This window comes from Mesorhizobium sp. M5C.F.Ca.IN.020.29.1.1 (assembly GCF_003997375.1).
GTDB lineage: Bacteria > Pseudomonadota > Alphaproteobacteria > Rhizobiales > Rhizobiaceae > Mesorhizobium > Mesorhizobium wenxiniae.
The window spans coordinates 1-11843 of record NZ_RZSW01000149.1 but is presented as its reverse complement, the minus strand read 5'-3'; the positions used below and the strand labels follow the sequence as shown (position 1 = coordinate 11843).

Annotated in this window: 17 protein-coding genes, 1 pseudogene and 1 riboswitch; of the genes and pseudogenes, 10 read left to right on the top strand and 8 right to left on the bottom strand. The window is 63.0% G+C overall.

What is annotated here, in order from left to right; genetic code table 11:
* Together EOA85_RS14370 and EOA85_RS14365 are read left to right on the top strand one after the other, a co-directional pair.
* A partial coding sequence (locus tag EOA85_RS14370; protein WP_164759654.1) for a magnesium transporter occupies nucleotides 1-713 on the top strand: 713 nt, incomplete at its 5' end.
* Between the two features lie 147 nt (nucleotides 714-860).
* A complete protein-coding gene (locus EOA85_RS14365) occupies nucleotides 861-1247 on the top strand; it encodes a MerR family DNA-binding transcriptional regulator (protein ID WP_065012286.1) in 387 nt (128 codons plus the stop codon).
* 45 nt (nucleotides 1248-1292) lie between these two features.
* Here EOA85_RS14365 and EOA85_RS14360 read toward each other — a convergent pair whose 3' ends face one another.
* Together EOA85_RS14360 and EOA85_RS14355 are read right to left on the bottom strand one after the other, a co-directional pair.
* Complete coding sequence (locus tag EOA85_RS14360) at nucleotides 1293-1784, bottom strand: isoprenylcysteine carboxylmethyltransferase family protein (RefSeq protein WP_065012285.1); 492 nt, start codon at nucleotides 1782-1784, stop codon at nucleotides 1293-1295.
* Nucleotides 1781-2785, bottom strand: coding sequence for a DUF1624 domain-containing protein (locus tag EOA85_RS14355; RefSeq protein ID WP_127209878.1), 1005 nt, complete (start codon nucleotides 2783-2785; stop codon nucleotides 1781-1783). Before EOA85_RS14355 ends, EOA85_RS14360 begins: the two co-directional genes overlap by 4 nt.
* Nucleotides 2786-3144: 359 nt before the next feature.
* Between EOA85_RS14355 and EOA85_RS14350 the strand changes: the two genes are divergently transcribed.
* Entirely contained in the window at nucleotides 3145-4344 is a 1200-nt protein-coding gene (locus tag EOA85_RS14350; protein ID WP_127209877.1) for an MFS transporter, read from the top strand.
* Nucleotides 4345-4424: 80 nt separating this feature from the next.
* On the opposite strand, the gene EOA85_RS39865 is transcribed toward EOA85_RS14350, so the two are convergent.
* Genes EOA85_RS39865 through EOA85_RS39855 form a run of 3 tightly spaced genes read right to left on the bottom strand, consistent with a single transcriptional unit; the run spans nucleotide 4425 to nucleotide 5136 of the window.
* Nucleotides 4425-4754 carry an SRPBCC family protein gene (locus tag EOA85_RS39865; RefSeq protein ID WP_281033735.1) on the bottom strand — a complete coding sequence of 110 codons (330 nt, stop codon included), beginning with the start codon at nucleotides 4752-4754 and terminating at the stop codon, nucleotides 4425-4427.
* A gap of 1 nt (nucleotide 4755) precedes the next feature.
* A complete protein-coding gene (locus tag EOA85_RS39860) occupies nucleotides 4756-4965 on the bottom strand; it encodes an SRPBCC family protein (protein WP_281033734.1) in 210 nt (69 codons plus the stop codon).
* Nucleotides 4966-5010: 45 nt separating this feature from the next.
* Nucleotides 5011-5136 (bottom strand): hypothetical protein, encoded by a 126-nt coding sequence (locus tag EOA85_RS39855; protein WP_281033733.1) that lies wholly within the window; start codon nucleotides 5134-5136, stop codon nucleotides 5011-5013.
* A 224-nt stretch (nucleotides 5137-5360) separates the two neighbouring features.
* A riboswitch (cobalamin riboswitch) is annotated at nucleotides 5361-5570 on the top strand.
* A gap of 36 nt (nucleotides 5571-5606) precedes the next feature.
* Between EOA85_RS39855 and EOA85_RS14340 the strand changes: the two genes are divergently transcribed.
* The 5 genes from EOA85_RS14340 to EOA85_RS14320 are packed head-to-tail and all read left to right on the top strand — an operon-like array spanning nucleotide 5607 to nucleotide 8051.
* Nucleotides 5607-5786 carry a CbtB domain-containing protein gene (locus EOA85_RS14340; protein WP_127209876.1) on the top strand — a complete coding sequence of 60 codons (180 nt, stop codon included), beginning with the start codon at nucleotides 5607-5609 and terminating at the stop codon, nucleotides 5784-5786.
* 15 nt (nucleotides 5787-5801) lie between these two features.
* Entirely contained in the window at nucleotides 5802-6578 is a 777-nt protein-coding gene (locus EOA85_RS14335) for a CbtA family protein (RefSeq protein ID WP_127209875.1), read from the top strand.
* On the top strand, nucleotides 6571-7092 hold the full coding sequence (gene cobU / locus EOA85_RS14330; RefSeq protein WP_127209874.1) for a bifunctional adenosylcobinamide kinase/adenosylcobinamide-phosphate guanylyltransferase: 522 nt from the start codon (nucleotides 6571-6573) through the stop codon (nucleotides 7090-7092). The genes EOA85_RS14335 and cobU overlap by 8 nt, the downstream gene beginning before the upstream one ends.
* Before the next feature lies 1 nt (nucleotide 7093).
* A complete protein-coding gene (cobO, locus tag EOA85_RS14325) occupies nucleotides 7094-7711 on the top strand; it encodes a cob(I)yrinic acid a,c-diamide adenosyltransferase (protein ID WP_127209873.1) in 618 nt (205 codons plus the stop codon).
* A gap of 25 nt (nucleotides 7712-7736) precedes the next feature.
* The gene (locus tag EOA85_RS14320) at nucleotides 7737-8051 is read left to right on the top strand and encodes a hypothetical protein (protein ID WP_127209872.1); all 315 of its coding nucleotides are present in this window, start codon (nucleotides 7737-7739) and stop codon (nucleotides 8049-8051) included.
* Nucleotides 8052-8077: 26 nt separating this feature from the next.
* On the opposite strand, the gene cbiB is transcribed toward EOA85_RS14320, so the two are convergent.
* The gene (gene cbiB, locus EOA85_RS14315) at nucleotides 8078-9046 is read right to left on the bottom strand and encodes an adenosylcobinamide-phosphate synthase CbiB (RefSeq protein WP_065012280.1); all 969 of its coding nucleotides are present in this window, start codon (nucleotides 9044-9046) and stop codon (nucleotides 8078-8080) included.
* Here cbiB and cobD point away from each other — a divergent pair.
* Both cobD and EOA85_RS14305 read left to right on the top strand, forming a co-directional pair.
* Nucleotides 9045-10100, top strand: coding sequence for a threonine-phosphate decarboxylase CobD (gene cobD, locus EOA85_RS14310; RefSeq protein WP_127209871.1), 1056 nt, complete (start codon nucleotides 9045-9047; stop codon nucleotides 10098-10100). The two genes, cbiB and cobD, sit on opposite strands and share 2 nt — an antisense overlap.
* Nucleotides 10097-10606 carry a tyrosine phosphatase family protein gene (locus EOA85_RS14305; protein WP_065012279.1) on the top strand — a complete coding sequence of 170 codons (510 nt, stop codon included), beginning with the start codon at nucleotides 10097-10099 and terminating at the stop codon, nucleotides 10604-10606. Before cobD ends, EOA85_RS14305 begins: the two co-directional genes overlap by 4 nt.
* Nucleotides 10607-10788: 182 nt before the next feature.
* Here EOA85_RS14305 and EOA85_RS14295 read toward each other — a convergent pair whose 3' ends face one another.
* The gene (locus EOA85_RS14295) at nucleotides 10789-11592 is read right to left on the bottom strand and encodes a creatininase family protein (protein WP_127209869.1); all 804 of its coding nucleotides are present in this window, start codon (nucleotides 11590-11592) and stop codon (nucleotides 10789-10791) included.
* 88 nt (nucleotides 11593-11680) lie between these two features.
* A pseudogene (locus EOA85_RS38970) lies at nucleotides 11681-11843 on the bottom strand (RidA family protein); the annotation flags it as partial.

Here is an 11843-nt window from a genome sequence, read left to right as displayed (position 1 = left end):
CGATGGACCAGGAAGAGGCGGCGCGCGAATTCGAACAATACGACCTTCTCTCCGCCGCCGTCGTCGACGAGAACGAGCGGCTGGTCGGCGTGCTGACCATTGACGACGTGGTCGACGTCATCCAGCAGGAAGCCGAGGAGGATCTGCTGCGCATGGGCGGTGTCGGCGACGAAGAGCTGTCGGATAGCATTCTTTCGACCTCGCGCTCCCGGGTTCCGTGGCTGCTCGTCAACCTGCTGACGGCGTTCCTGGCGGCCTCGGTGATCGGCCTGTTCGACCGCACGATCGAGCACATCGTGGCGCTGGCCGTGCTGATGCCGATCGTCGCGGGCATGGGCGGCAATGCCGGCTCGCAGACCATGACGGTCACGGTGCGGGCGCTGGCAACCAGGGACCTCGACATCTACAATGCCGGCCGCATCATCCGCCGCGAGATGGGGGTGGGCTTCATCAACGGCATCATCTTCGCCATCCTGATCGGCATCGTCGCGGCCGCCTGGTTCCGCGATCCCAATTTGGGCGGCATCATCGCAGCGGCGATGATCATCAACATGTTCGTCGCCGCACTTGCCGGCATCCTGATCCCGCTGCTGCTCGACCGGTTCAAGATCGACCCGGCCGTGGCCTCGGCGGTTTTCGTCACGACGGTCACCGACGTCGTCGGCTTCTTTGCCTTCCTCGGCCTCGCCACATGGTGGTTCGGCGTGCGCTGAGCGAACGTGCGGTTATGCCTTCAATTGACTTTTACGTAAATGCCATGCGATTTTGGAAGTGCCTGTCGGCCGATTCTGACGCGCGTCTGGACGATAGCGAGGCCGCATGGTTGGAACTCGCAGCGCGGCTGGGCATTTGGAGTGACGATGCGGGAATATTATTCGATCACCGAACTGACCCGCGAATTCGATATTTCGACGCGGACGCTGCGCTTCTACGAGGACGAGGGGTTGGTGCAGCCGGTACGTCGCGGCCGTACGCGGCTGTTTCGCCCGTCGGACCGGCACCTCATCCGCCAGATCATGCGCGGCAAGAGACTCGGCTTTTCGATCAATGAAATCCGCGAAATCATCCAGATGTATAAGGAGCCGCCCGGGGAGGTCGGTCAGCTCAACCTGATGATCAAACGCATTGAGGAAAAGCGCGAGGATCTGCGCCAGAAGCGCCGGGACCTCGAAGAGACCTTGGCCGAACTCGACCAGGCCGAGGAATCCTGCGTCGAGCGATTGGTGGAGCTCGGCGTCAACACCTGACCGACCCTTTCGATAATTCTACTCTGAAAGACCTTGCTGCACGCCTCAAATCCAGCGTCGCACCTTTTTCGCGTAGTCCCGGTATTTCTTGCCGAATTTCGTCGTCAGCACTTTTTCCTCGCCCTCAATCGCCATTTTCTGCGTTGCGAAGGCGGCGATGATCGCCAGCGGCAGGAACCATACGATCCCCGAGACAAGGGCCACGCCGATCAGCAGCAGTGTGTTGGCCAGATATATTGGGTTGCGGCTGACAGCAAAGGGGCCTGATGTCACCAGATGGTCCGGCACGGCGTTTGGGTGGAGCGTCGTCTTTGCCCGGATCATGGTGCGGATCGCCGTGAACCAGAGTGCGACGACGCCGAACAATGCCACCCAGCCGGCCGCGAACAGGATGTCGCCGAGCAGGCCGCCGATCCATGGCAGCGGGTAGAGCAAGCCAAGCCCGATGCTGACGGCGATGGCCGCGACATAGATCAGCGGCGGCCAAGGTATAAACCCCGGTTTAGGTTGCCCCGGTTTCTGTTGATGGTCGGTCATTGTGCTCCTCCCTCCATCAAAGTGCTGTCGGCTTTGGCAGTGCAGGCGCCGGCGAGCTCGTCGAGATGTGCCTTCCATTCCGCAGCCTGGTCGTTGCGGTAGAGCCGATCAAGCGTGGCCTCGCCCTCGAGTGTATCGAGCATGCACACACAATAGCTGGAGCAGAACTCCGTGTCGCGCGATTGCTCGCACGATGTCTGGCATTCTTTCAGGAAGGTGACCTGCCTGGTCTCGACCGGTGCCGGCACCACTTGCGAAAGCAGCCAGACCGAGCCGATCAGCACCGGCTGGTGGATCAGATAGAAGGCGAGGCTGTGCCGGCCGATAAAGACCAGCGGATTTGTCCAGCGGCCGGGCGTCAGGCCCGCCAGCCGCGTCAGCAAGCCGGAAGTGAAGGCGAGTTTTGCCGCCGCGATGCCCACCAGCACGGCGCCGAACCATGGGAACAGCGGCACATAATCGTTGGAGCGAGGATTGGTTGCCGACAGGCCGACCCACCACAGGGCCGGATGGTCGAAGATCTCGGACCTGAGGTAGAGCGGCGCGGTGATGACGAAAGCCGCGACAACAAGCGTCAGCAGCGCCGGCAGCCGCAGAAACGCCAGGCCGAGCAGGCTGGCCAGCGCGATCTCGTGCAGGATACCGAAGAAGATGAAACTGTCCGGCGTGGCAAGCCTCGTGGCAGCCGATATGGCGAGCGCCGCACCAGCGACCATGGCGAAGCGTTTCCAGAAACCTTTCCAGCGGATCTGTTTGCCATGGGCGAGGAACAGACTGACGCCGACCAGGAACAGGAAGGTCGAAGCGATGCAGCGCGCGTAGAATTTCCACCAGCCGAAGGCGGTCAGACCGGGATCGGTGTAGCCGAAGAATTCGAGATCCCAGGTGAAATGGTAACTCGCCATGGCAAGCAAAGCGACGCCGCGGGCGACGTCGATGGCGATGATGCGCTTCGGCTTCGGTTGATCCTGAACGGATACGGTCAGCGTGTCGATGCTCATGGTCTCGCAATTCTGATTCAGCAGAACAAGACGACTATCACGATTGCCCCGGACAAAAGAAGGCGGCCACACAACGGCCTCGGCTCCGGTTCGCGCCGGCGTCGCATCAAGGCCGGCATTAGAGCGACGTGCGTCCACTTGGACGCACAAAGTTCGCTCTAACGCTTTTGAATCCACGCATCGTGCTTTCCGAGAATCGATTCCGATTTCGCGCTGATGCGGTAGGCCAGCGCCGGAAAGCCTTTGGCCGGTTCGCTTTTTGCCGTGAACGGGTCGGTTTCCTGTTACCGACCCAGGGATGGCCACGGCAGATTTGGCGCTCACGTCCTGCTTTGGGCGATTCTGCTTCGGGGACAGCAATGGCTACCCATGTGCGCCATCCAATCGGGCTTCCGGCCTTGCGACCAGCGGATGCGCGCACCTTCGCCTCGCTCTATGCGGTCGAATCCTTCGCGCGCGCCACCGTGTCGAGCGTCATCCCGATCCAGGCCTACGAAATCCTCCGCAACGAGCAGATCGTCTCGATCCTCTACACCGTCGTGGCGCTGCTCGGCCTGTCGGTGACGCTGTTTATGCCGATGCTCATCCGGCGCTTTGCCCGACGCTGGGTCTACACATCAGGTGCCTGCCTGCTTGCCGTCGGCTCGCTGTTCTTCGTCACGCACACGCTCGCTGGGCAGCTGGTGGGCATGCTTTGCCGCGTGATGGGCGCCAGCGCGTTGTCCATCACGCTCAGCCTCTACATTATGGACCACATCCGCAAGACCGATTTCATGCAGGCCGAATCGCTGCGCATGGCGTGGTCGATGCTCGCCTGGACAAGCGGGCCGACACTCGGCATCTTCCTCTACACGCGTTTTGGCATCTATGCCGCGCATGGCGCGGTCGCCATCTTCGCCATGGCCCTGCTGGCGCTGTTCTGGACCAACCGGCTCGGCGACGATCAGTCGATCCGCCCTGGCAAGACGCGGCCGGCCAATCCGCTCGCCAATATCGGCCGCTTCGTCGCGCAGCCGCGTCTCAGGCTGGCCTGGCTGATCGCCTTCGGCCGCTCCTGCTTCTGGACGACATTTTTCGTCTACGGGCCTTTGTTCATGGTGATCACAGGCGAGGGCGAGCTCGCTGGCGGCCTGCTGGTCTCAGCGGGCAATGCGCTGTTGTTCACGGCCATCTTCTGGGGCAGAGTGGGACAGCGTTTCGGCGGCCGGCGAACCATGACATCAGCCTATTTCGCCCTGTCGGCCATGCTGCTGGCGGCAGGCGCCGTCGGCGAATCCGTGCCGTTTCTTACCGGCGCCTTGCTGCTGTGCGGCGCGCTCTTCGCCATCGCTCTCGACGCGTTGGGCTCGACCGCCTTCATGCGCTCGGTGCGGTTCTATGAAAGGGCTGAGATGGCGGCGGTCTATCGCACCTATCTCGACTTTTCCGAGCTGACACCGCCGTTGGTCTATTCGGTGGTGCTGGCGTTTTTCGGGCTGGGCTCGGTGTTCGCCACGCTCGGCCTGCTGGCGGCGGGCTGCGGTTTTGTCACCTGGCGGTATCTGCCGAAGTCGCTTTGATCGTCAGAATTTTGGTGAAAGCGTTGTATGCCGCTCGCGCACCCAGTTGTGGAAGCGATTCAATTCATATTCCTCGGGCATCAGCATGCGGCCTTGTGGCGCATCGAGCGCAGGCCTTTCTGGTTAATCTCGCAGATATCAGCGTCCTCCTCCAGCACCTGCCTGCCGAAAGCGACGATGTTGTCGATATTAGCCGTTGGATCGGCGAGCGCTTCGGACGAAAAAAGCCATTCGGCGGTCAGTTCGGACTGCTCCGAGCCGAGCGGCACCAGCCGCACGGTCCTGACATAGTCGACATGGCCGACGATGAACATCGACGGCAGGTTGGTGGCGTAGGTCTGCCCGGCGGAACGCTCGGCTGAAGTCAGGTCGGGAAAGACCGGCCGTGGACGCGCCCGTCTCGCGACCATGTCACGGCTCCGGCCCGCAGGCCACCGGAAACTCCGGCGCATCATTGTCGGCGTGACGGGTCCGTTCGGGGTCGTCGTCCCGACCCATCAGGCCGCGGCCATAGATCGACACCAGCCGCGACAGGTCCTTGTAGACGCCTGGGCAATGCAGGCACTCGTTGAAATTCTCCCAGAAGATCTTCCAGTTGCAGTTCATGACCTTGCGCAGCATATGGCCTGACACAGGCGCAAGGTCGGCCTCTCGGCAGACGAGCAGCTAGCTACGATACCAGATGGCGTCGAGATCGCGCTGATAGGCCTCGATGTCCCAGTAGGCCGATGACGGCAGCGACGGTTCAAGTCGCGTCAAATAGGGATCGTGCTCGCTCGGGCTGGGCTGCATGACCGGCTCCTGTGATACGCCAGCCGACACCCGGTCGCGAACACTGTCAATCGCGGCGCCGGGCTGGCTGGCCTGCCGAGAGGCGCATTCGCGCTGGTGGCTGGCGGAATTTGGTTTGCCGGACGCGACGATTCTGCCTATAGTCGCAGCTGTCGTCGGTTCCGTTTGGAGCCGCGCATGATCCCGAAACCGGAATCGGTTCCGGAAAGGTCATGCGCAGAGTCTAAGTGTTAGAGCGTCCTTGTGCGTCCATTCGGACGCACGGCGCCCTAAAGGGAATGCGGTGAGGGCGAATTGTTGGCCCAATGCCGTGGCTGCCCCCGCAACTGTGTGCGGTTAGTCCTCTCCATATGCCACTGAAGAGTTTCTTCGGGAAGGTGGGGAAGGGCGTTGATCCGCGAGCCAGGAGACCTGCCGGCGACAGGAAAACTGACTTCTATGCCCTCGGGTGGAGGGCGAAAGGACAAGACATGAATACCGCTTCCGTCTCGCTCGGCACTTCCGTCTCCTCGCAGTCGCGCTTCGTGCAGCTGGCGCTTGCTGCATTTCTCGGCATTTTCGTGATGGGCTTTGTCGGCTTCTCGCATATCGAGGCGGTCCACAATGCCGCTCACGACTATCGCCATTCGATGGCGTTCCCCTGCCACTGACGAGGGGCTGACATCATGACACTGTTTCGCAACGTCGTGTTCATCGCGGCGATCGCAGGGCTTGTGGCAGGCGTCGTTCTCGCCTGCATGCAGGCCTATGCCACGGTGCCGCTCATTCTGAAAGCGGAAGTCTACGAACAGGCCGGCGGTGGTCACACGCATGACCATGCCGCGGCGCCGCCTGCGAACGCCGGGGAAACGAATGCTATGACCAGCGCGGCGCCAGCGCCGGCCGAAGCTGCCGCCCCGGAAGAGGAGGGCTGGACGCCGGCCGACGGCTTCGAGCGCTTCGCCTTCAATATCGTTGCCAATGTGGTCACCGGCATCGGCTTTGCGCTGATCTTGGTCGCCGCTTCGGAGTTCGCCGGCGGCATCGGCAATTGGCGTCAGGGCCTGTTCTGGGGCTTTGCCGGCTTTGCCGTATTCACGCTGGCTCCGAACCTTGGCCTGCCGCCCGAATTGCCGGCGATGCCGGCGGCCGATCTCACCCAGCGCCAGATCTGGTGGACGGCGACCGTGATGGCGACCGCGGCGGGTCTCGGCCTGCTTGCCTTCCGCAAGTCCTTGCCACTGGCGCTGATTGCCGTAGCGTTGATCGTGGCGCCGCATATCGTCGGCGCGCCGCAGCCCGACAGTTTCGAATCGCCGATCCCAGAAGGCCTGCATCACCAGTTCGTGGTGGCGGTGACGCTGACCAATTTGGTGTTCTGGCTGGTGCTCGGCGGCATCGTTGGCGTGGTGCGTGGCCGCTTGACCGGCACCGCGACCGGCCTGCGCGACAGCTTTGCCTGATCGCGTTGCCGGGACGCTGACCCTGGTCATCGGCGGTGCACGCTCCGGCAAGAGCGCGCATGCCGAAAAATTGGCGACGGCCTGCCCGGCGCCGTGGGCCTATATCGCCACGGCGCAAGCCTATGACGACGAGATGCGCGAACGTATTGCGCTGCATCGGTCGCGGCGCGGCGAGGGCTGGACGACCATCGACGCGCCGCTCGATCTCGTCGGCGCGATCGAGGCGCTGCCTGACGGCCGGCCCGTCCTGATCGACTGCCTGACTTTGTGGCTGACCAATCATATGCTGGCCGAACATGACGTTGAGGCCGAATGCCGAGGGCTGGCGGATGTGCTGTCACGACCGCGCGGGCCGTGGTTCGTGGTTTCCAACGAGGTCGGCCAGGGCATCGTGCCGGACAATGCGTTGGCTCGCCGGTTTCGCGATGCCGCCGGCCGGCTCAACCAGCAAGTCGCGGCAGTGTCCGATACGGTGCTGCTGATGGTGGTGGGGCTGCCGCTCAAGGTGAAGTGACATGGCTGATACTATCGATCCCAAGGACGAGGAGCGCCATCGCGCCAAGATGGCCAAGCGCAAAGCGGTGCAGGACGCCGAGGTCGCGGCAAAGACGGTCGAGAAGGGGCTGCTGATCGTCAACACCGGGCCCGGCAAGGGCAAGACCACTGCCGCCTTCGGGCTGGCGCTGAGGACGCTCGGCTACGGCAGGCGCGTCGGCGTCGTCCAGTTCATCAAGGGCAAATGGCACACCGGCGAGAAGGACGCCTTTGCCGCCTTCGGCGACCGGGTCGTCTGGCATACAATGGGCGAGGGCTTCACCTGGGAAACGCAGGATCTGAAGCGCGACATCGCCGCCGCCGAAGCGGCCTGGGCCAAGGCGCTCGAGCTGATGGCCGATCCGTCGATCAGCCTTCTGGTGCTCGACGAGCTGAACATCGCGCTGCGCTACGATTATCTTGATCGCGACAAAGCGGTGGCGGCGCTGAAAGGCCGCCGCGAAAACCTGCATGTCGTCGTCACCGGCCGCAACGCCAAGCCGGCGCTGGTCGATGCCGCCGATCTTGTCACCGAGATGGGCGTGACCAAGCATCACTTTTCCGCTGGCGTGAAGGCACAGCAAGGAATCGAGTTCTGATCACTTCGCAGCAGGAGAACTGTCTGTGGAACAAGCGGTAATCGTCTATCTTCTTCTGAATGACGGGCAGTTTGGAACGTCGAAAGAACGCGCTTCCATTCTCGCGCTGGAAGATCGGCTAGAGCAAGTCGTCGGCAATGCTTCGGTCGGTGAGTTTGATGGCGATGAGTTTGGCGACGGCAAGTGCATCCTCTATATGTACGGGCCAGATGCTGAGCGACTCTTTGTTGTGATTGAACCAGTATTGAAATCTTCTCCTGCAGCTGTCGGTGGCTATGCGATCAAAAGGTTTGGCAAGGCGGCTGATTCAAGCGCAAGGGAAGTCCGCATTACTTGGTGACTTGAGTTCCCGACCCGTCCGATGGGTCACGCAGCGATGACGATCACCGACAGCAAGCCGAACAGCGCGATCAGCAAAAAGTCGGCGACCCGATAGAGTTTCAGCGCCCGCCTGATGTCGGCGCTCTCGGCATCGCGGTGGCCGCCTTCGCCCATGAACGTATCGTCGACCATGACGCCGTCATAGGAACGCGGGCCGGCGAGCGCCAGGCCGAGCGCGCCGGCCATCGCCGCCTCCGGCCAGCCGGCATTGGGCGAGCGGTGCTTTGTCGCGTCGCGCTGCACGGTGCGCCAGGCGTTGCCGGCATCGGCGCCTTTGACGAAGAAAGAGGCACCCACGATGAGCAGTGCGGTCAGCCGCGACGCCGGCAGGTTGATCAGATCGTCGAAGCGCGCTGCCGCCCTGCCGAAGGCCTCGTGGCGCGGGGTGCGGTGGCCGATCATCGAATCGGCCGTGTTGGCGGCCTTGTAGGCGACGCCGCCGGCCAACCCGCCGACGCCGATCCAGAAGACGGGCGCAACGACGCCGTCGGAAAAATTCTCGGCCAGGCTTTCGATCGCCGCGCGGCAGACGCCGGCTCTGTCGAGCTTTTCCGGATCGCGGCCGACGATCCTTGAGACGGCAGCACGGCCGATGTCGAGTCCACCATTGTCCAGTCCGTCGGCCACCGCCTCGACATGCTCGGCCAGGCTCTTCTGCGACAGCAGCGACGTCGCCAGGATTGCCGTGAGGACCAGTCCAGCTGGAATGCCCGAAAGCATGGCTTCCACGGCGAAGGCGATGGCGGCCGGCACCAGCACGATGATCAGCAGCGCATGAACACCGCGCCGGCGACGCAGGGCGTCGGAATCAGTATCGCGGTTGAGCCTGCGGTCGAGAAAGGATATCAGCCTGCCGAACCAGGTGACGGGATGGCCGATGGCGCCGAACAGCCAGGCCGGGTAACCCACGGCGAATTCAACAACCAGTGACAGGAAAGCGGTCAGGATCGACATGAAGTCTCTTGATGGAGCGGCGACAGTGGTGGATCACGGCGGAAGCCTTGGCCGGGCGAGGGCGCTTTTTCCGCATGCGCCGCAGCCCTTCGTCGACCTCTCGACCGGTATCAATCCGCACTCCTATCCGTTTTTCGATCTGCCCGCCACCGCCCTGTCCAGATTGCCGGAAGCAGCGCGGGTCCGCGAGTTGGCCGAAGTCGCGGCAAGCGTTTATGGCGCGCCATCGGCAGCGAATGTGGTGGCGACGCCGGGCACGCAGATCCTGTTGCCGCGCGTCGCCTCGCTGGCGAGCCCCGGCAAGGCGCTGGTGCTCGGGCCGACCTATGCTGAACATCAGCGGGCAGCGGCAATCGCCGGCCATGCTGTGACGGAGGTCGATGATTTCGAGGTCCTGGCAGGAGCCGATCTCGCCATCATCGTCAACCCCAACAATCCGGACGGGCGCATCATCGAACGCAAGAAGCTGCTCGATCTTGCCGGAAAATTGCGCGCCAAAGGCGGGTTGCTGGTCGTCGATGAGGCGTTCATGGATGTCGGGCCGCGCGCGGAAAGCCTGGCCGGCGATGTCGAGCAAGGCGGCATTGTCGTGCTGCGTTCCTTCGGCAAATTCTTTGGCCTCGCCGGCCTGCGGCTCGGCTTTGCACTGGCCGACGCGCTGACGGTCGAACGGCTCGAGGCGCAGTTCGGGCCATGGGCGGTCGCCGGCCCAGCGCTCGAATACGGTATCCGCGCGCTTGCCGACAGCGGCTGGCGGGCCGAGATGCGATGCCGTCTGGCAGAGGATGCAGCACGGCTCGATGCGTTGTTCGGCCGCTTCGGCGTCTCAGTCGCCGGCGGCACCACGCTGTTCCGCTATATCGGGCTGGCGGACGCCGCCGGACTGTTTTCGGCGCTTGGCGAGCGCGGCATCCTGCTTCGGCATTTTTCCGGCCGGCCGCATGTGCTGCGCGCCGGGCTGCCGGGTCCTTACGAGGAATGGCAGCGGCTCGAATCGGCTCTTGCCGACTGGGCGCAACAGCGTGACGATAACACCAAGGAGGTCAAGCAATGATCCATGTCTGTTCGCTATCGAAGGTCGAGGAAACGGTCGCGAGAACCGGCGCCGAGCGGCTGCTTTCCCTGCTCGCTGCCGGTACCGAGGTGACGCGGCCGGCGTCGATCGCCCGGGAAAACCATCTGCATCTGGTCATGCATGACATTGCGGTGGCGCAAGAGGGCATGACCATGCCGGGCGAAATCCATGTCCGCGATCTGCTCGATTTCGCGCGCCGATGGGATCGTGCAAGGCCGCTGGTCGTGCATTGCTATGCCGGCATCAGCCGTTCGACCGCCTCGGCTTACATCATCGCGGCGGCATTGGCGCCGAAGCGCTGCGAGGTCGAATTGGCTGAGACGCTGCGCGCGTTGTCGCCGACGGCGACACCTAACCCGCGGCTGATCGCGGTCGCCGATACGCTGCTCGATCGCAACGGCCGCATGATCGGCGCGATCCAGGCGATCGGGCGCGGCGCGGACGCCTTCGAAGGCACGCCTTTTGAGTTGAAGATCGACGCCTAATGCATGTCGCCCAAAAGTGCGCAGCGGTTTTGGGATAACGACATGTATAAAATCAAGAGCTTAAAGCGCGTCGCACAAATCCGTTCAGACGCGACGCGCTTTAGAGTTTGCCCAAGATCTTTTTCCGAAACCCGGCTTCCGCTGTTTGCTGCGCTGACCTTCGGTTCGGGACCATGGCCTGACTATGCCAGCCAGTCGGCCAGCTTCGCCTTGCGCACATCTTTCAACAGGCTGATGAAGCCGTCGGCCTGATGGTTGGCGGTAAGCCTGCCCTTTTCGGCCGTTGCAATGCTGGCGTCGCCGACCACGCCGTTCGGGTTGAGATCGGTGGCGATCCAGGCGAAGGCGTGCGTTCCGGTGTGGCGCAGCAGTGAAAATTCCTTTTCGGCGCGGGCGACGTTGGACACGAAATTGTCGGCCTTTGACATGTCGACCAGATCCGGCCGGAAATGCAGCATCAGCGAGGTCTCGACATCGCCGCCATGGATGCCGTGGCGATCCTCAAGCTCGGTATACATGCCGGCCGGCCGGCCAAAGCGCTGCCAGCTCGTCTTCACCGCCAGCATCTTTGCACGCACGCGCAATTCGCGCGTGATGATGCCCATGATCTCTTCGTTGCCGCCATGCGAGTTGACGACGATCAGTTTCCTTAGCCCGGCCCGCGCGATCGACAGGCCAAGCTCGGTCCACGCCTCGATCAAGATCGGCGCCGGCAGAGTGAGGGTTCCCGGTGCATGCAGGTGCTCGTTCGACTTACCCACCGCCTGGGCGGGCAGGATGCGGATGTCGAGATCGGCGGGCAGGCGGGCGATCACCGTGTCGAGCATGCCGGTCATGATCGAGGTGTCGGTCGAAACCGGCAGATGCGGGCCGTGCTGTTCGATCGCCGCCACCGGCAGAACGGCGATCGTCGCTTCCGGATCGATCGTGGCGTATTCGGTGGTCCGGTAGTCGCCCCACCACACGCGTTTGTTTGCAGCGGTCATGTCATGCCTTTTCGATAAACTGGCCTTTTCGATAGACTGGCCTCTTCGATGCACGGCCAGACCTAGCGCGGGAAGGATCGCCTGTCGATCACCCTGCCGCGATGACCTCGATCTCGACCTTGAATTCCGGCCGCGCGAAACCGGACACGATCATCAGCGTCGAAGCCGGCGCCGGGCTGGTGAACAGCCGGTCGCGAACGTCCATATAGGGCCGCAGGAAGGCGCGGTCGGTGACATAGGTGTTGATGCGG